The sequence below is a fragment of the Nonomuraea sp. B10E15 genome (assembly GCF_039871615.1).
In the GTDB taxonomy this organism is placed as follows: domain Bacteria; phylum Actinomycetota; class Actinomycetes; order Streptosporangiales; family Streptosporangiaceae; genus Nonomuraea.
In genome coordinates this window covers 438,107-455,967 of the sequence record NZ_JBDPMB010000003.1, presented here as the reverse complement: position 1 = coordinate 455,967, position 17,861 = coordinate 438,107, and the positions used below count along the sequence as shown (strand labels likewise).

Below are 17,861 nucleotides of genomic sequence, written 5' to 3'. Positions count from 1 at the left end.
ATGGCAGGATGACGCCGTGCGCCCCGTCCTGGCCGTGCTCCTCCTCCTGGCCGTCACCGCCTGCTCGGGTCAGGCTCCCTCGCCCGGCCCCTCCGCCGGGTCGACCGGCCCTGCGGCCACCGCGACCGCCGCCCCGCCGACGTCCCCGGCCGCCACGCCGGCCGAGCGGGGCCGGCTGCGGTTCGCGAAGATCGGCGAGTTCGACAAGCCCGTCGCGTTCGCCGTGCGCGAGGGTGACGACCGCCTCTACGTCGCCGAGCAGACCGGCAGGCTGCGCACCTCCGCCGGCGACACGGTGATCGACCTGTCCCGCGAGGTGAGCGGCGGCAACGAGCAGGGGCTGCTCGGCGTGGCGTTCCATCCCAGCGGGCGGTGGGTCTACCTCGACTGGACCGACGCCCAGGGCGACACCCACGTCACCGAATGGGCCTACGACGGCTCCACGGCGACGGCCAGGCGCGACGTGCTCACCCAGGAGCAGCCGTTCGCCAACCACAACGGCGGCCAGCTGGCCTTCGGGCCCGACGGCCACCTCTACATCGCGCTGGGCGACGGCGGCGGGGCCGGCGACCCGCAGGGCAACGGCCAGGACCTCGGCACGCTGCTCGGCAAGATCCTGCGCATCGACCCGCGCGGAGACCCGTACACGATCCCCGAGGACAACCCGTTCGCCGGCAAGAAGGGCGCCAAGGGCGAGATCTGGGCGTACGGGCTGCGCAACCCCTGGCGGTTCTCCTTCGACCGCGAGTCCGGCGACCTGTGGATCGGCGACGTCGGCCAGAACGAGTGGGAGGAGGTCGACCACCAGCCGGCGGGCTCGAAGGGCGGCGAGAACTACGGCTGGAGCCTGCGCGAGGGCAAGGAGCGCTTCCACGGCGGCAAGGGCGGCGACCTGACCGACCCGGTGATCGTCTATCCGCTGGGCGAGGACGGCAACTGCTCGGTGATCGCCGGGCCCGTCTACCGCGGTACGAAGATCCCCTGGCTGCGGGGGCATTTCGTGTACGGCGACTTCTGCGCCGGCTGGATCAGGGCCGCACCCGCCGACGCGCCCGACGAGGCGGCGGAGGTCGGCGAGGTCGAGCAGCTGTCGTCGTTCGGCGAGGGGCACGACGGCGAGCTCTACGCGCTCAGCCTCCAGGGCCCGCTCTACCGGATCGAGCCCGCCTGACCCGCTCGATCAGCTCCTCGACCTGGCCGTTCAGCCTGGCCCCCCGGATCCACCCCGCGTAGTGGGTGACGAAGATGACCACCTCGCGCAGCTCGGGCTCGGTGAGGTCGCCGGTGCGCAGGGCCGCGTCGAGCTGGACGTCCGTCATCTCGTCGAAGCCCTGCCCGACGAGGAGCCCGAGAAGGAGCAGGCGACGATCCCTGTCCGACAGGGCCGTCCTCGACCACACCTCGGCGAACTGGCGCTCGGCCGTCATGCCGAAGGAGTCGACGGTCTCCATGGCGGGGTCTGTCATCGTACGCTCCCGATGGTCGCAAGGGATCCTCACATCTTTCGCTACCTCTTGAGTTGAGCCAATGGGGGTTGCATGAACGTTGCACGCCCGTTCCGTCACGGAGTGTCGCCTCCGAGAGGTTGACAGCCGTACGTCGCGCGTGCGCGGGCGGTCAGGCCCGGTCGTGCTCCTCGTGGGCGCGGCGCAGGAGCGTCATGAGACTCTCCTCCTCCCTGATCCACCGCCTGTGCTTCTCCGGCAGGCGCCTGAGCTGCTCCTCCTCGGCGAGCAGCCGCTGGTACACCTGCTCGCGCACGTCCGGGTCGCGCTCCACCTCCAGATACTCCTGCGCGTGCCGGCGCACGGCGGAGACCGCGTTCTGCGCCCGCCCCCGGCCGCTGACCAGCGAGGCCACCACGGTGACCAGCAGCACGCCGAGGATCACCAGCAGGGACAGCCCGGTGGTGATCTCGATCACCGGCACCGGCTCGCCGTCGTTGATGAACGGCACGTTGTTCTCGTGCAGGGCGTGCAGGATCAGCTTCACGCCGATGAAGCCGAGGATGACGGCCAGCCCGTACGACAGATAGATCAGCCGGTCGAGCAGGCCGTCGAGCAGGAAGTAGAGCTGCCGGAGCCCCATCAGGGAGAACGCGGTGGCGGTGAAGACGAGGTAGACGTCCTGGGTCAGGCCGAAGATCGCCGGGATGGAGTCGAGGGCGAACAGGATGTCGGTGCCGCCGAGGGCGACCATGACGAGCAGCATGGGCGTCATCACCCGCCGGCCGTTCTCGACGGTGAACAGCTTGTCGCCGTCGTACGTGTCGGACGCCGGCAGCAGCCTGCGGGCGGTGCGGACCATGAAGTTGTCCGGGGTGTGGCTGTCCCCGCCCTCGGGCTTGAGCAGGTTGCCCGCCGTCAGCAGCAGGATGAGGCCGAACACGTAGAACACCCAGGCGAACCGGTCGATCAGCGTCGCCCCGAGCCAGATGAACCCGCTCCTCGCGATCAGTGAGAACACGATGCCGAACAGCAGCACCTTCTGCTGGCCCGCCCGCGGCACCTTGAAGCCGCCCAGGATGACGAGGAAGACGAACAGGTTGTCGACCGACAGCGCCTTTTCCGTGACGTATCCGGCGAAATACTCCGCTCCCGGGTCCGAACCGCCGAAGATCCACACGGCCACGCCGAACACCAGGGCGATGCCGACGTACAGAGCCGACCAGAAGGACGCCTCGCGCAGGGTGGGGATGTGCGCCTTGCGTACGTGGAAGACGAAGTCGAAGAGCAGCAGGCCGGCGATCCCCGCGATCGTCAGCCACCACACCACGGCGGGCACGTCCACTCCGGGCTCCCTCCCTGCCGGCCGTCGCGAGGGGCGACTCGGGGTAGGGCTCGCGACTCGGCATGAGCTACCCGATCACGGCGGCGGTAAGCCTCGGCGCCGGACCCGCCGCGAGGCTGTCCTGGGCGGGCGTCGAACCCGCGGGGGCCGGGCGACGTCTTAGGGGTGTGCATCGACTCGCCCTCATCGTCGCCCTGTTCGCCGCGTTGCCGGCCGGATGCTCGGAGGGGACGCCGTGCACGCTGATCGGCACCCCTGTCGGCGTGTCGGTGATGGTGAGGGCGCCGGTCGCCGCCCAGGCGGACACCGCCGAGATGGAGGTGTGCTGGGACGGCGCCTGCCGGCGGGCCGTGGCCGAGCTGCGTACGGTCCGGCGGGCAGGAGAGGAGACCTGCGACGGTGACACCTGCTCGGTCACCGCGGTCCCGACGGCGGACAAGAGCGGTTTCGGCACCGTCGAGGGGTTGCCGAAACGGCCGGTGGAGGTGCGGCTGACGCTCAAGGGAGCGGGCTCCGAGCCGGTGGCCGAGCACGCCGTCACGGTCACCCCGAAGGGGCGCTTCCCCAACGGGCCCGGCTGCGGGGAGGGCGGCCCGAACGTCGTGCTCACCGTCGAGGCCGACGGCACCGTGCGGGAGAGCTGAGCCGCCGTGGTGACCTGCATCATGACCTGTGCGGATTAACACGGCGTTCACATACGGGCAAAAAACGGGAAACGGTCGTCCATAAGACTCGGCGTGGCTGAAAGAACCCGAAAGGACCGCCGTGAGCTACAAGGCTGAGTACATCTGGATCGACGGCACCGAGCCCACGGCTCTGCTGCGCTCGAAGACGAAGATCGTGTCCGACGGGGTCGAGCCTCCGATCTGGGGCTTCGACGGCTCCAGCACGAACCAGGCCGTGGGCCACGCGTCCGACCGCGTGCTCCGCCCGGTGTTCACCTGCCCCGACCCGATGCGCGGCGGCGACAACGTCCTCGTGTTGTGCGAGGTCGAGGAGACCGACGGCGAGCCCCACCCGAGCAACACCCGCGCCCTGCTCCGCCCGATCGCCGAGCAGTACGCCGAGCAGGACTCCTGGTTCGGCATCGAGCAGGAGTACACGTTCTTCAAGGGCAGCCGGCCGCTCGGCTTCCCCGAGGGCGGCTTCCCCGCGCCGCAGGGGCACTACTACTGCGGTGTCGGCGCCGAGGCCGTGTTCGGCCGCGAGATCGTCGAGCTCCACCTCGACCGCTGCCTCGCCGCCGGCCTGAAGATCTCCGGCATCAACGCCGAGGTCATGCCGGGCCAGTGGGAGTTCCAGGTCGGCCCGGCCGGTCCTGTCGAGGTCGCCGACCACCTGTGGGTCGCCCGCTACCTGCTGTACCGGACGGCCGAGGAGTTCGGGGTGGAGGCCACGCTCGACGCCAAGCCCGCCCGCGGCGACTGGAACGGCGCCGGCGCGCACACCAACTTCTCCACCCGCGCCATGCGCGAGGGCTACGACGCCATCATCACCGCCTGCGAGTCGCTCGGCGAGGGCGACAAGCCGATGGAGCACGTCTCCCAGTACGGCGCCGACATCGAGTTGCGCCTGACCGGCCACCACGAGACGGCCCCGTGGAACAAGTACACCTACGGCGTCTCCGACCGCGGCGCCTCCGTCCGCATCCCGTGGCAGGTCGAGGTGGACAAGAAGGGCTACATCGAGGACCGCCGCCCCAACGCCAACATCGACCCGTACGTGGTCACCCGCCTGCTGGTGGGCACCTGCTGCGCCGCGCTGGAGAAGGCCGGCCAGGTCTGACGACGGCGCCGCGTCTCCCGGGGGCTCCTCGCCGAGGAGCCCCCGCCGGCTGTCACGGCAGGCGGAAGTCCAGATCCGGCTCGATCTCCGCGACGTCCATCTGCGCCTTCTGCAGCCGGCCCGAATGATCCCAGTTCATGGACTGCCAGCGGGTGAACTGGTCGAGCACCCACATGCCCGACTGGCGGCTGCCGTTGCCGGACTTGCCGTTGCCGCCGAACGGCAGGTGCGCCTCGGCGCCGGACGTCGAGTTGTTGACGCTGACCATGCCGGCCGAGATGCCCTCGCGGAAGCGGAAGGCGTGCCTGGCGTTCGTGGTGTAGATCGAGCTCGACAGGCCGTAGCCGGGCAGGTTGGCCAGCTCGATGGCCTCGTCGAGGGTGGCGAACGACGTCACGCCCACGATCGGGCCGAACGTCTCCTCCAGGAACAGCCGGTCGCCCGGCTGGACGCCGTCGACGATGACCGGGTGGTAGTAGAGGCCCTCGCCGCCGTCGAAGTCGCCGCGCGGGTTGCCCTCCGTGATCCGCCCGACCTTTCCTGACACGACCTCGTGGTGCGGCTGGAGCCAGGTCAGGAACTCTTCGTACCGGTCGGCGAACTTCTGGTCGAGCAGCGGGCCCGCCAGCACGTCGCCCGCCGGGTCGCCGATGTCGGCCGCGTGCAGCGCCCGCGCGAACCGCTCGACGAACTCGTCGTGCACGCTCTCGTGCACGATGACCGTGCCGAGGCTGGTGCAGCGCTGCCCCGCCGTGCCGAAGCCGGAGAACAGCGCCCCCTCCACGGCCAGGTCCAGGTCCGCGTCCGGCATGATCACCATCGGGTTCTTGCCGCCCAGCTCCAGGCAGGCCGACTGCAGGTGACGCCCCGCCAGCTCGCCGACCTTCCTGCCCACCTCGCTGGAGCCGGTGAAGCCGACCTTCTGCACGGTGCCCTCGCCGAGGGCCAGCTCTAGGCCGTCGAAGGTGTCGGCGCCGCCGGCGAACACGAGGTTGAGCACCCCGTCGGGCAGCCCGGAGGCCGTGAACAGCCGGAACATGGCCTCCGCGGAGGCGGCGGCGTACTCGGCGGGCTTCCAGACGACGGCGTTGCCGCAGAGCAGGGCCGGCACCAGATACCACGAGGGCACGGCGACCGGGAAGTTGCCCGCGGTGACGACCGCCGCCACGCCGATCGGGTTGCGGAACGTGAACAGGTTCTTGTCCGGCATCTCCGACGGGACCGTCTGGCCGTACAGCCTGCGCCCTTCACCGAGGAAGAAGTCGCAGGTGTCGACGATCTCCCGGACCTCGCCCAGCGCCTCGGCGTACGGCTTGCCGATCTCCTCCGTCACCAGCCGGGCCAGCCGCTCGGCGTTGGCCTCCACCAGCCGCCCGATGGAGGCGATCACCCGGCCGCGTACGGGGGCCGGCACCCTGGCCCACTCGCGCTGGGCCTCCTTGGCGGTACGGCAGGCGGCGGCGAACGTGCCCGCGTCGGCCAGCCCGACCCGGGCCACGACCTCGCCCGTGCGGGCGGGGTTCAGCGATGTGTACGTGCCGGCGACGGCGGCTTCCTTGCCACCCACCACGGAAACGATCTGACGGCTCACCGGTGCCCTCCTCATAGTTCCTCCGGACAGACAATCATCTCGCCGGAAAAAACCCAAGAAAACCGCGTCGTCAGCCGGTCAGCACGGCGTCGATCACATGCCGCGCGCCGGCGGCGATCGAGGGACTGGTGTGACGGTAGTAGGGGAGCTGGATCAGGGCCATGGACAGCGCCCAGCCGCGCCCGCGGGCCCAGGCCGCGTCGTCGGCGCCGAGCGCGTCGCGGAAGGTCCGCCGGGCGTCCGGCGGCAGCAGGTTCCAGGCCGGGATCAGGTCGCAGGCGGGATCACCCACGCCCGCGGTCGCGAAGTCGAGCACGGCGGCGAGCCGGCCGTCCTCGACCAGCAGGTTGGCCGGCATCAGGTCGGAGTGCGTCCACACGGGAGGGCCCGCCCACTCGGGGGCCCGCAGCGCCTCCTCCCACGCAGCAGTCGCCGCGGCGGTGTCGATCAGCCCTTCCAGCTCGCCGATCGCGGTCCGCGTCCCGGCGTCCACCGTCGACAGCGGCCCCGCCCGGTAGGCGACCGGCCCGCCCGGCAGATCGACGCGCTGGAACGCGGCGACGAACCGCGCCAGATCCTTGGCCAGCGACTCGGCGTCGGCGAGGTGGGCCGGGTCGGGGCCGGCGCCGTCGAGCCAGCGGTAGACGTACCACGGCCAGGGGAAGCCCTCGGCGGGCTCGCCCAGGCCGAGCACCGTGGGGACGGCGGCGGGCAGCAGCGGGGCGAGCCGCGGCAGCCAGTGGTGCTCCTTCGCCACGTCGCCGGCGCCCCACGGGACGCGCGGCAGGCGTACGGCCAGGTCGTCACCGAGCCGGAAGATCGCGTTGACCGTGCCGCCCGAGGGGAACGGCTCGATCGGCAGGCCCGCCCACTGCGGGAACCGGCCGGCCACCAACCGGCGGACGAGCCCGGCGTCGATGTCGAGCTCCTCGTCGTGCATCCTGTCCATGGGCACCCTTCTCGTTCGGACCGTGCTCATGTCAGCGTTCTCCGGCGTCGCCCGTCAACGCCCGGGCCGGGCGCGGTCAGACGGTGAAGTCGGCGAAGTCGAAGCCCGGCGAGACGACGCAGCTCACCAGCACCGGTTCGTCGCCCGCCGGCCTGGCCGACTGCCACACCCCGCCGGGCACGACGGCCTGCGGCACCTGGCCGCGTTCGACGTCGGGCCCGAGCATGATCGTGTCGTCCCCCACGGTCAGGGCCAGCGGCCCGCCACGATGCCACAACCAGACCTCGTCCGACCTCACCGCGTGCGGGACCGACTGCTCGCCCGGCTGGAGCAGGAAGTAGATGCCGGTGGCGCTGGCCCGCTGCCCCGGGTAGCCGTCCGGCCGGAACGTCGCCGCCGACCGCCACGTCTCCCTGAACCAGCCGCCTTCGGGGTGGGGGAGCAGGTCGAGGGCCTCGGCGATGGGCGGCCGCTCGACGAACGCCACCGGGGCGCCGGTCACATCCCTGCGCAGGAAGCGGTTGCCGCCGAGGACGAGCTGCCCGTCGAGCCGGCTGGCCAGCGCCGCGGCCTCGTCAGCCACCTGGACGGACGGGCCGCTGGGGTAGATCCGTAGCTCCACCCGGCCAAGTTTATGGGCAGTCGAACGTTGGCCGGGGCGGGCCCGGGGCTGTCCTGCGCCGGCCGGCCGGCGCTTTCGGTGATCTCCCGGACGGGGGGCGAAATGTCGGTCGGGCTGGCTAGTCTGCGGCAGGTGATCGAACGGTGGAGCCGTGACCAGGTGCTAGCTCTCGCCCCCGACGCCTCCTCCCGGAAGGCGGCCCAGGGGCTGGCGACGCCCGGGAGATGGGCGTCGCGCGGCACGACGGGCACGATGCTGTACGGCGAGTGCAAGGGCAGCGGGGCCGAGCCCTACCTGGCCTGTGTCGATCTCACCGAGCCCGCCTACCGATGCAGCTGCCCGAGCCGTAAGTTCCCGTGCAAGCACACGCTCGGGCTGCTGCTCCTGTGGTCCGCCGACGATGTCCCCGCCCAGGAGGCGGCGCCGCGGTGGGTGAGCGAGTGGGCGAAGGCACGCGCCGAGCGGCCCGCCGGGGAGGAAACGTCCGGGCGTGGGCGTGGTCCGGGCGGGGAGTCCGTACGCCATGGGCGGGTCGCGTCCGGGCTGGCGGAGCTGGAGCGGTGGCTGGCCGACCAGGTGCGGCAGGGGCTGGCGGGAGCCGCGGAGCACGACTGGGAGGGTCTGGCCAAGCGGCTCGTCGACGCCCAGGCGCCCGGAGTGGCGGGCATGGTCTCCAAGCTGGCCCGGGTCCGTTCCGAGGAGGGCTGGCCGGGGCGGCTGCTGGAGGAGTACGCGCTGCTCAACCTGCTGGCCGTCGCCTACCGGCGGCGGGCCGAGCTGCCCCCGGCGCTGGGGCGGACCGTGCTGATCCGCACCGGGTTCCCCGTCACGAGGGAAGAGGTGCTGGCGAGACCCGCCGTGCGGGATCACTGGGACGTTCTCGGCCGGCGTGACGAGGTGCAGGATCGGCTGACGGCACGCAAGGTCTGGTTGCGCGGCAGGCGCACGGGGCGGCCCGCGCTGGTCCTCTCGTTCGCTCCGCAGGGCCAGTCGCTCGACGCCTCCCTGGTCACGGGCACCACGATCGACGCCGACCTCGCCTACTACCCGGGTGCCGCCCCGCTTCGGGCCCTCGTCGCCGCCCGCCACGGCAGCGTCCCAGCGCCCGGACCCTCGGACCGCTCCGCGGCCGTGCCGGGACCGCCGCCCCTGCCCGAGTCCTCCGATCCGCCAGGTTCGTCCGACACTTCTGGGTTGTCCGGGTGCTGTGGTCTGTCCGGTCCGCCGGGGGTGTCGCAGGAAGAGGCGCTGGACGAGGTGGCCAGGGTGCTGGCGGGGGATCCCTGGACGGAGTCGTGGCCGCTCGTCCTCTGCGGCGTGGTGCCCGGGCGCACCCGGCTGGGCGGCCTGCCGCTGCACGTCAGGGCCCGCGATCCCTGGCGGCTCATCGCCGTTTCCGGCGGGCGCCCCGTCACGGTGGCCGTCGAGTGGACACCCCAGGGCCTGCGGCCCCTGACCACGTGGGACGGCGAGGGACGGGCGGTGATCCTGTGACGGGCTGGGAGGAGCTGGCGTCGGCGGCGCTGGTGGGCACCGACCGCCGACCGTACGCGGGAGATCTGCTCGCGAGCGCCGCCGTGGAGGTGGCGCGGCGGCGGGCGGGCCGGCCGCTCGCGGAGGGCGCTGAGAGCATGGGGCAGGCCCCCGACGAGGAGCGGCCGGCCGTCGGCGGGCGCGCGGCCGGGCGGCTGATGAGGATTCTGGGCGGCGAGCAGGAGCGGCTGCTGGCGGAGTGGCTGGCCGCGGCCGCCGCGACCGGCCGCAGGGTGCCCCCGTACGCGCTGCCCGACCTGCTCGAACGCGGCCGGCGCGACCGTTCGATCAGGGTGCACCTGGGCGTTCTCGCCGGGCAGCGCGGCCGCTGGCTGGCCGGGCTCAATCCCGCCTGGGCCTACCTCCTGGAGGAGCCCACCGGCGAGACCTGGGAGCTGGGCTCCGCCGCCGATCGGCGGGCTCACCTGCGCCGCGTCAGGTCGGCCGATCCCGCGCGGGCCCGGCGGCTGCTCGAGAGCACGTGGGAGAGCGAGACGCCGGACGACCGGGCCGAGTTCGCGGAGGTGCTGGCCGACGGGCTGAGCATGGACGACGAGCCGTTCCTCGAGCAGGCGCTCGACGACCGCCGCAGGGAGGTGCGCCAGGCCGCCGCCAACCTGCTCACCCGGTTGCCCGGGTCGCGCCTGTCGCAGCGCATGGCCGAGCGGGCGCGAGCGTGCGTGACGATCGCCGGCGACGTCATCACCGTCGAGGCCCCCGGATCCTGCGACAAGGCGATGGAGCGCGACGGCGTCAGGGCCAAGCCGCCCAGGGGCATCGGGGAGCGGGCCTGGTGGCTGCAGCAGGTCATCGCCCGCGCCCCGCTGGCGATCTGGGGCCACCCGCCCGCCCGGCTGCTCCGGATGACGATCCCCGACTGGGACGCCGAGGTGAAGACGGCCTGGGTGCGCGCCGCCGTGCTGCAGAAGGAGCCGGATTGGGCGCGGGCGATGTTCGGCTGGGACCCGATCGCGGACCTTCTCGAATGCCTCCCGCCGGACGAGCAGCAGGAGCTCGCCGCTGGTTTCGTGAAAAAGCATGACCTGGACAGCCAGTTGATCATGGTGCTGGGCGGTGTCTCGTCCCACTGGCGCGACGAACTGGCCACGGCCGTGCTCCGCAAGATCGTGAAGGTGGCCACCACGCAACCGTGGAACCTCGGCGAGCTGGTCAAGCTGGCGGGAGAGCACATCGACCCGGCCCTGTTCCCGCTGGCCGAGAGCTACTCGCCCGTGGAGCCCATCCAGCAGGTCGCCGCCCTGCTGCGTTTCCGTGCCGACATGTACAAGGAGCTTTCCGTGAGTGAGACAACGATGAGGGAGGGCTCATGACCGTTCTGCGCCCGCACGCGGAAGACCAGTACTCCGAGGAGCTGGCCCTGCTCGCCAAGGACGACGACCGGCCGAGGCCGCCCGGCTGGAAGTTGTCCCCGTGGGCCGTCACCACCTACATCCTGGGCGACGGCGAGCGCGTCACCCCGAAATACGTCGGCGCGCGGCGCATCGTCGAGGTGGCCGTCGCCACGCTGGCGACCGACCGCGCGCTGCTGCTGCTCGGGGTGCCCGGCACCGCGAAGACGTGGTTGTCGGAGCACCTCGCCGCGGCCATCAGCGGCGACTCGACGCTGCTCGTGCAGGGCACCGCGGGCACCGCGGAAGAGGCCATCAGGTACGGCTGGAACTACGCGAGGCTGCTGGCCGAGGGGCCGTCGATCGAGGCGCTGACCCCGTCGCCGGTGATGCGCGCGATGGCCGAGGGCCGCGTGGCCCGCGTCGAGGAGCTCACCCGCATGCCGACCGACGTACAGGACGCCCTCATCACCGTGCTGTCGGAGAAGACGCTGCCGATCCCCGAGCTCAACCGCGAGGTCCAGGCCGAACGTGGCTTCACCGTCATCGCCACCGCCAACGACCGTGACCGGGGCGTCAACGAGCTGTCCAGCGCGCTGCGCCGCCGCTTCAACACGGTGGTGCTGCCCGTGCCCTCCACCGCCGAGGAGGAGGTGGACATCGTCGCCCGCCGCGTCACCCAGCTCGGCGCCTCACTGGAGCTGCCGGAGACGACGACCGGACTGGCGGAGATCCGCCGGGTGGTGACGGTGTTCAGGGAGCTGCGCGCGGGCGTCACCGAAGACGGCCGCACCAAGGTCAAGTCGCCCAGCGGCACCCTGTCCACGGCTGAGGCGATCTCCGTCCTCACCAGCGGCATCGCGCTGGCGGCGCACTTCGGCGACGGCGTGCTGCGCCCGTCCGACGTGGCGGCCGGGATCGTGGGCGCGGTGGTCCAGGAGCCGGTGTCGGACCGGGTGGTGTGGCGCGAATACCTGGAGACCGTCGTACGCGAGCGGCCGGACTGGCGCGACTTCTACCGCGCCTGCCGCGAGGTCTCGTGACCTCCCGCCCACCCTCCGCCGCGGCGGGTGTGCCGAGGGCCGGGCGGGCGGACGTCTTCGTGCTGGGCGTACGCCACCACGGGCCCGGGTCGGCGCGGGCCGTGCGCGACGAGCTTGAGCGGCTGCGGCCCGACGCGATCCTCATCGAGGGCCCGCCGGAGGCCGACCCGATCGTCTCGCTCGCCCCCGGCATGGAGCCGCCCGTCGCGCTGCTCGCCCACGTGCCGGGACAACCGTCCCGTGCGGCGTTCTGGCCGTTCGCGGTGTTCTCCCCGGAATGGCAGGCCATCGTGTACGGCACGTCCGCCGGCGTCCCGGTGCGCTTCTGCGATCTGCCCGCCGCCCACTCGCTGGCAGGCGACGGCGACGAGCGGGTGGCCGGCCTGCGGGCCGATCCCATCGGGGCGCTGGCCGCGGCCGCCGGACACGACGACCCGGAACGCTGGTGGGAGGACGTCGTCGAGCACCGCGGTGACACGCCCTTCGCCGTGATCGCCGAGGCCATGGCCGCGGTGCGCGAGGGCCACCAGCCGGACGAGCGGGAGGCCCGGCGCGAGGCGTACATGCGCAAAACCCTCCGCGCGGCGATCAAGAAGGGCTACGGGCGCATCGCGGTGATCTGCGGCGCCTGGCACGTGCCCGCGCTGGCAGAGCCCCTGCCCCCGGCGGGCGCGGACAACGCGCTGCTGCGCGGCCTGCCGAAGGTGAAGGCGGAGCTGGCGTGGGTGCCGTGGACGTACGGGCGGCTGGCCTCGTGGAGCGGCTACGGCGCGGGCATCTCGTCGCCCGGCTGGTACCACCACCTGTTCGACGCGCCCGACCGGCCCGTGGAGCGGTGGCTGGCCGGGGCGGCGGGGGTGCTGCGCGACGAGGGCCTGCCGGTGTCGTCCGCGCACGTCATCGAGTCCGTACGCCTCGCGCACGGTCTCGCGGCCCTGCGCGGCAGGCCGCTGGCCGGGCTCGGCGAGGTCACCGAGGCGGCCAGGGCCGTGCTGTGCGAGGGCGACGACCTGGCCGTGGCGCTGATCCAGCGGCGCATGGTCGTCGGCGACCGGCTCGGCCACGTCAGCGACGGCACGCCGATGGTGCCGATCCAGCGCGACCTGCGCGAGCAGCAGCGGCGGCTCAGGCTCAAACCCGAGGCGCTCGACCGGGAGATCGACCTCGACCTGCGCAAGCCGCTCGACCTCGACCGCAGCCACCTGCTGCACCGCCTGCGCGTCCTCGGCGTCGGCTGGGGGACGCCTGGGCAGGCGCGGGGGAAGGGCACGTTCAGGGAGACCTGGACGCTGCGGTGGCGGCCGGAGCACGACCTGGCGCTCATCGAACACGCCGCCCTCGGCACCACCGTCGAGACCGCCGCCACCCAGCGGGCCAGGGGCCTGGCGGCGGCGGAGCCGGTGGCGCTGGCGGATCTGACGTCGCTGGTCGAGCTGTGCCTGCTGGCCGAACTCCCGGAGGCGCTGCCCGAGGTGCTGGCGGCGCTGTCGGCCAAGGCGGCCCTGGACACCGAGGTCACGCATCTCATGGCGGCGCTGCCGGCGATGGTCAGGGCCCACCGGTACGGCGACGTGCGCGGCACCCCGGCGGAGGGGCTGGCGGCGATCGTACGGTCGATGCTGGACCGGATCTGCGTGGGGTTGCCGGTGGCGGTCACGGGGCTGGACGACGAGGCGGCGGCGGGGCTGCTCAAGCACGTGGACGGCGTTCACTCGGCCGTCGCCCTCCTCAACGAGCCGGCCGGTCCCACCCCGGCCACGCCCGCCGCGCCGGTGACCGATGGGGGCGAGGAGGAGGTGATGCCGAGGGGGCAGTGGCTGGGCACACTGCGGGGCATCAGCGACAGGCAGGATCTGCACGGGCTGATCGAGGGCCGGCTCACCCGGATCCTGCTCGACTGCGGAGGCCTCGACGACGCCGGCGACCGTATGTCCAGGGCCATGTCGCGGGGCCAGCCGCCGGCGCGGGCGGCGGCGTGGGTCGAGGGGTTCCTGGCCGGGGGAGGGCTGCTGCTGGTGCACGATCCGCGGCTGCTCGGCCTGGTGGACGGCTGGCTCACCGGACTGTCCCCCGACCAGTTCACCGACGTGCTGCCGCTGCTGCGCCGTACATTCGGCACGTTCGCCGCGCCGGAGCGGCGGGCGGTCGGCGAGCGGCTGCGCTCGGCCGGTCGTGAGGCGGGAGAGAGTGCTCAGGCCGTCGACGAACGCCGCGCCGCGCCCGCCGTCGCGACCGTGCTCTCCATCCTCGGCGCTCCCCATCCCCGGCACAGCGGGCCGGTGAGCGCCCCTGGGCAGGCGGACCGGGCACCCTGGGGACGATGGCGTGGGAAGGCGGAGCGATGAGCGCGGCGGACGAGCGGATGCGCCGGTGGCGGCTGGTGCTGGGCGGCGGCGACGCCGACGGGACCGGGTGCGCACTGGAGGGCGCCGACGCGGGGATGGACGCGGCGCTGGCCGCCGTCTACGAGCCCGTTCACGAGAGGGGCGGTCGCGCGGGCGGGCTGGGGGCGTCGGCCCCGAGAGTGGCCCGCTGGCTGGGCGACATCCGCACCTATTTCCCCTCGACAGTCGTTCAGGTCATGCAGAAGGACGCGATCGAGAAGCACGACCTCACCCGGCTGCTCCTCGAACCCGAGATGCTCGAGGCGGTGGAGCCCGACGTTCACCTGGTCGGCACCCTGCTCGCGCTCAACAAGGTCATGCCCGACCAGGCCCGCGAGTCGGCCAGGGCGCTGGTCCGCCGGGTGGTGGCGGAGCTCGAACGCCGGCTCGCGCAGAAGACCAGGGCCGCGGTGACGGGCGCCCTCGACCGTTCGGCCAGGACCCACCGCCCGAAGCGGGTGGCCGACATCGACTGGAACCGTACGATCAGGGCGAACCTCAGGAACTATCTGCCCGAGCGGAACACCGTCGTCCCGTCACGCCTGGTGGGTTATGCCCGCAGGCAGCGGTCGGTGCAGCGCGAGGTGGTGTTGTGCATCGACCAGAGCGGTTCGATGGCGGCCTCGGTCGTCTATTCGAGCGTGTTCGGGGCGGTGCTGGCGTCGATGCGGTCGTTGAGGACGTCGCTGGTGGTGTTCGACACGGCGGTGGTGGATCTCACCGACCAGCTGCACGACCCGGTGGAGCTGCTGTTCGGCACGCAGCTCGGCGGCGGCACCGACATCAACAGGGCCGTCGCCTACTGCCAGGGCCTCATCACCAGGCCGGCCGACTCGATCGTCATCCTGATCAGCGACCTGTACGAGGGAGGCGTCAGGCAGGAGCTGCTGCGCAGGGTGGCGGCGATGACGCAGGCCGGGGTGCAGGTGATCGTGCTGCTCGCGCTGTCGGACGAGGGCGCGCCGTTCTACGACCACGAGAACGCCGCCGCGCTGGCCGCGATGGGCGTGCCCGCGTTCGCGTGCACGCCTGACGCGTTCCCCGACCTGATGGCGGCGGCGATCGAGCGGCGCGACATCGCCCGGTGGGCGGAGCGCCACGCCGCGGTCAGGGGCTAGGCGCCTCGGCCCTTGGGCGCCACCGGCTCGATCTCCTGCTCGACGGGATGGAGGGGCGCATGCCGTGACGGTGCCTTAGGTCCAAGGGCCTAGGGCCCGCGCCCGATGTGCTGACCTGTGGGTTCGCCATAGCTTGCCACCATGACGACAACTGTTGACGGGCCCGCGGCCGCCGCTCCGGTGAGCGTGGTGTCCCCGCCCTATCGAGCGCTCAGCGTGGGCCTGGTCGCGCTGATCATGTTGACGGCCTTCGAGGCGATGGCGGTGGCCACGGCGATGCCTGTCGTGGCCCGCGACCTCGGCGGCATGCACCTGTACAACCTGGCCTTCAGCGCCACGCTGGCGGCCAGCGTGATCGCGACGGTGCTGGGCGGGCGGTGGAGCGACGTGCGCGGGCCGTTGCCGCCGATCGCCGTCGGCGTGACGAGTTTCGTGGCCGGGCTGCTGCTGGCCGGGTTCGCGCCGACCATGGAGGTGTTCGTCGCGGGCCGGTTCGTGCAGGGCCTTGGGGCGGGTTTGATCCAAGTCGCGCTTTACGTGCTGGTTGCCAGGGTCTATCCGAGCGCGATGCATCCCAAGGTGTTCGCCCTGTTCTCCGCCGCCTGGGTGGTGCCCTCGATGGTCGGCCCGGCGATCGCCGGGTTCGTGGTCGAGAACATCGACTGGCGGTGGATCTTCCTCGGCGTCTCCCTGATCGTCATCCCGGCGGCGTTGCTGCTCTGGCGCGGCACCGCGGGACGTCAGGTGCGGGACGGCGTTGCCGGGCCCGCACCCGGCCTGGGACGCAAGCTCGTCTGGGCCATGCTGACCGCCGTCTCCGCCGCCCTCATCCAGTACGGCAGCGCGCTCAAGCTCGCCGGCCTGCCCCTGCTGCTCATCGGGATCGTGCTGCTGGTCGTGGCGCTGCCCAGGCTGCTGCTTCCCGGATCGCTCAAGGCCGCCCGCGGCCTGCCGACCGCGCCCGTGCTGCGCGGCCTGGCCTTCGGCGCGCTGACCGCGGCCGAGGTGCTCGTCCCGCTCATGCTGATCAGCGAGCGCGGCCTGACCCCGACCGGGGCCGGCATCGTGCTCACCATCGGCGCGCTCGGCTGGTCCGCCGGCTCGTGGATCAAGGGCCGCGGCGCGATCAGCGACATGACCGCCATCCGCGGCGGCGCCGCCATGATCGCCCTGGGCATCTCCCTGGTGTCGCTCGTGCTGATCGACTCGGTGCCGATCGCGGTCGCCTACGTGGCCATGGCCACCGCCGGCCTCGGCATCGGCGCCCTGCACCCCACGGTGTCCGTCCTGGTGCTGGAGATGTCCGAGGAGGGAGAGGAGGGCCAGAACAGCGCGGCCGTCGGCGTCGGCGAGTCGGTGTTCACCGTGGTGGCCGTCGCGGTCAGCGGCGCCCTGTTCACGGCCGCCGCCGAGAACTATCTCGCCGGTCTGACCTTCACCATCGTGCTGGCGGTGCTGGCCTTCCTGCTGGCCCCGCGTTTTGCCAAGCCCGCGGTACCAGGCACTATGGAGGGAAGCGCGTCATAGAACGACGAGAAATCTCCCCTTCCGCCGCCCGCTGCTGACCGGGCACGACCGTGGGGCGGCGGCCGGAGGGGCGGGGCTCTCGCCGGTGAGGGGGATACATGCCGCGAGTGCGGGAGCTTGAGGTCTTCCGACTGGCACTGCCGTTCGGCAAGAGGTCGGAGAGCCTGCTCGTGAAGCTCACCGACCACGGCGGCATGAGCGGCTGGGGCGAGGTGACCTCACCCCAGCCGAAGACCTGGTCGAGGCTGGAGGAGTCGCTGGCGGCCCTGCTCATCGGCGTGGACTGGGAGCATCCCGACACCGTGCCGAGCGGCGACTCCGCGGTCGACATGGCCTGCTGGGACCTGTGGACCAAGATGCGGGGCGTGCCGCTCGCCGAGGCGATCGGCGGCACCCGCACCTCGCTCATGGCGACCGTGCGCATCGCCCCCGACCTGTCCGTCGAGAGCCTCGTGTCCCGGGTCAACCAGCAGGTCTGCGCCGGCTACGGGCACGTCACGCTGGACATCAGGCCCGGATGGGACGTCGAGCCCGTACGCGCGGTGCGGCAGGCGTACCCTGCGCTGACCCTGGCCGTCGACTGCGGCAACGCCTACTCCGACCTGGACCAGCTCGTCGCGCTCGACTCCTACGGCCTTGAGGTCATCGAGCGGCCCTTCGACGCCGGCGACGTCCAGTCGCACGCCCTGCTGCAGGACCAGGTGGCCGCCTCGGTCGCCGTCGAGGTCGGCTCGATCGCGGGTCTCGACGACTACCTGACGCTGCGCGCGGCGCGGGTCCTGCTGCTGCGGCCCGCCGCGTTCCCGTCGTTGTCGGAGGCCAGGCGGGCGCACGACCGGGCCGCCGCGGCGGGCTGGGACATCCAGTGCGCGGGCGGTCAGGGCGCGGGGCTGGCCAGGGCGGCGACGGTGGCGGTGGCGAGCCTGCCCGGGTGCACGCTGCCGTGCGACGTGACGCAGCCGCCGCGGCAGAACCAGATCGTCACCCCGATCGTGGGCGCGAACGCCGGCGTGATCGCCGTGCCGTACACCCAGTCGGGTCTCGGTCACGACATCGACGAGACACGCCTGCGCAAACTGGCGAAGGACTCCTTCCACGCGTGACCGCGACGCGGCGCGAACCCCGGCGGGCACGCCGTTCGGCGACCCTGAGCAGGGGTTTCCCGTCCGC

Annotated in this window: 15 protein-coding genes; 10 read left to right on the top strand and 5 right to left on the bottom strand. The window is 72.5% G+C overall.

Going from position 1 to position 17,861, the window contains the following annotated elements:
• The first annotated feature begins 16 nt into the window (after nucleotides 1-16).
• Nucleotides 17-1,171, top strand: coding sequence for a PQQ-dependent sugar dehydrogenase (locus tag ABGB14_RS14955; protein ID WP_347644221.1), 1,155 nt, complete (start codon nucleotides 17-19; stop codon nucleotides 1,169-1,171).
• Here ABGB14_RS14955 and ABGB14_RS14950 read toward each other — a convergent pair.
• Together ABGB14_RS14950 and ABGB14_RS14945 are read right to left on the bottom strand one after the other, a co-directional pair.
• Nucleotides 1,131-1,466, bottom strand: a complete 336-nt coding sequence (locus ABGB14_RS14950; RefSeq protein ID WP_347644220.1) for a carboxymuconolactone decarboxylase family protein — start codon at nucleotides 1,464-1,466, stop codon at nucleotides 1,131-1,133. The two genes, ABGB14_RS14955 and ABGB14_RS14950, sit on opposite strands and share 41 nt — an antisense overlap.
• A gap of 151 nt (nucleotides 1,467-1,617) precedes the next feature.
• Nucleotides 1,618-2,790, bottom strand: a complete 1,173-nt coding sequence (locus ABGB14_RS14945) for a TerC family protein (RefSeq protein WP_347644219.1) — start codon at nucleotides 2,788-2,790, stop codon at nucleotides 1,618-1,620.
• A 167-nt stretch (nucleotides 2,791-2,957) separates the two neighbouring features.
• On the opposite strand from ABGB14_RS14945, the gene ABGB14_RS14940 reads away from it, so the two are divergent.
• Nucleotides 2,958-3,434 (top strand): hypothetical protein, encoded by a 477-nt coding sequence (locus tag ABGB14_RS14940; RefSeq protein ID WP_347644218.1) that lies wholly within the window; start codon nucleotides 2,958-2,960, stop codon nucleotides 3,432-3,434.
• Nucleotides 3,435-3,555: 121 nt separating this feature from the next.
• Nucleotides 3,556-4,575 carry a glutamine synthetase gene (gene glnII, locus ABGB14_RS14935; protein WP_347644217.1) on the top strand — a complete coding sequence of 340 codons (1,020 nt, stop codon included), beginning with the start codon at nucleotides 3,556-3,558 and terminating at the stop codon, nucleotides 4,573-4,575.
• Between the two features lie 52 nt (nucleotides 4,576-4,627).
• Here the strand turns inward: glnII and ABGB14_RS14930 are convergent, their stop codons facing one another.
• The 3 genes from ABGB14_RS14930 to ABGB14_RS14920 all read right to left on the bottom strand — a co-directional run bounded on the left by ABGB14_RS14930 (nucleotide 4,628) and on the right by ABGB14_RS14920 (nucleotide 7,737).
• Entirely contained in the window at nucleotides 4,628-6,166 is a 1,539-nt protein-coding gene (locus tag ABGB14_RS14930) for an aldehyde dehydrogenase family protein (RefSeq protein ID WP_347644216.1), read from the bottom strand.
• Between the two features lie 70 nt (nucleotides 6,167-6,236).
• On the bottom strand, nucleotides 6,237-7,115 hold the full coding sequence (locus ABGB14_RS14925) for an aminoglycoside phosphotransferase family protein (protein ID WP_347644215.1): 879 nt from the start codon (nucleotides 7,113-7,115) through the stop codon (nucleotides 6,237-6,239).
• 76 nt (nucleotides 7,116-7,191) lie between these two features.
• A complete protein-coding gene (locus ABGB14_RS14920; RefSeq protein WP_347644213.1) occupies nucleotides 7,192-7,737 on the bottom strand; it encodes a cupin domain-containing protein in 546 nt (181 codons plus the stop codon).
• 132 nt (nucleotides 7,738-7,869) lie between these two features.
• Between ABGB14_RS14920 and ABGB14_RS14915 the strand changes: the two genes are divergently transcribed.
• The 7 genes from ABGB14_RS14915 (at nucleotide 7,870) to ABGB14_RS14885 (ending at nucleotide 17,794) form a co-directional block, all read left to right on the top strand.
• Complete coding sequence (locus ABGB14_RS14915; protein ID WP_347644212.1) at nucleotides 7,870-9,231, top strand: SWIM zinc finger family protein; 1,362 nt, start codon at nucleotides 7,870-7,872, stop codon at nucleotides 9,229-9,231.
• On the top strand, nucleotides 9,228-10,601 hold the full coding sequence (locus ABGB14_RS14910) for a DUF5691 domain-containing protein (protein WP_347644211.1): 1,374 nt from the start codon (nucleotides 9,228-9,230) through the stop codon (nucleotides 10,599-10,601). Before ABGB14_RS14915 ends, ABGB14_RS14910 begins: the two co-directional genes overlap by 4 nt.
• A complete protein-coding gene (locus ABGB14_RS14905) occupies nucleotides 10,598-11,662 on the top strand; it encodes an AAA family ATPase (RefSeq protein WP_347644210.1) in 1,065 nt (354 codons plus the stop codon). Before ABGB14_RS14910 ends, ABGB14_RS14905 begins: the two co-directional genes overlap by 4 nt.
• Complete coding sequence (locus tag ABGB14_RS14900) at nucleotides 11,659-14,007, top strand: DUF5682 family protein (protein WP_347644209.1); 2,349 nt, start codon at nucleotides 11,659-11,661, stop codon at nucleotides 14,005-14,007. Before ABGB14_RS14905 ends, ABGB14_RS14900 begins: the two co-directional genes overlap by 4 nt.
• The gene (locus tag ABGB14_RS14895; RefSeq protein ID WP_347644354.1) at nucleotides 14,004-15,164 is read left to right on the top strand and encodes a VWA domain-containing protein; all 1,161 of its coding nucleotides are present in this window, start codon (nucleotides 14,004-14,006) and stop codon (nucleotides 15,162-15,164) included. Before ABGB14_RS14900 ends, ABGB14_RS14895 begins: the two co-directional genes overlap by 4 nt.
• Nucleotides 15,165-15,305: 141 nt before the next feature.
• Nucleotides 15,306-16,691: an MFS transporter gene (locus ABGB14_RS14890; protein ID WP_347644208.1), complete on the top strand. Its 1,386-nt coding sequence runs from the start codon at nucleotides 15,306-15,308 to the stop codon at nucleotides 16,689-16,691.
• A 98-nt stretch (nucleotides 16,692-16,789) separates the two neighbouring features.
• Entirely contained in the window at nucleotides 16,790-17,794 is a 1,005-nt protein-coding gene (locus ABGB14_RS14885; protein WP_347644207.1) for an enolase C-terminal domain-like protein, read from the top strand.
• The last annotated feature ends 67 nt before the right edge of the window (nucleotides 17,795-17,861 follow it).

Coding starts and splice junctions, on each gene's coding strand:
- ABGB14_RS14885 (WP_347644207.1), top strand. CDS start 16,790: ATGCCGCGAGTGCGGGAGCTTGAGGTCTTCCGACTGGCACTGCCGTTC.
- ABGB14_RS14890 (WP_347644208.1), top strand. CDS start 15,306: ATGACGACAACTGTTGACGGGCCCGCGGCCGCCGCTCCGGTGAGCGTG.
- ABGB14_RS14895 (WP_347644354.1), top strand. CDS start 14,004: ATGAGCGCGGCGGACGAGCGGATGCGCCGGTGGCGGCTGGTGCTGGGC.
- ABGB14_RS14950 (WP_347644220.1), bottom strand. CDS start 1,466: ATGACAGACCCCGCCATGGAGACCGTCGACTCCTTCGGCATGACGGCC.
- ABGB14_RS14905 (WP_347644210.1), top strand. CDS start 10,598: ATGACCGTTCTGCGCCCGCACGCGGAAGACCAGTACTCCGAGGAGCTG.
- ABGB14_RS14925 (WP_347644215.1), bottom strand. CDS start 7,115: ATGGACAGGATGCACGACGAGGAGCTCGACATCGACGCCGGGCTCGTC.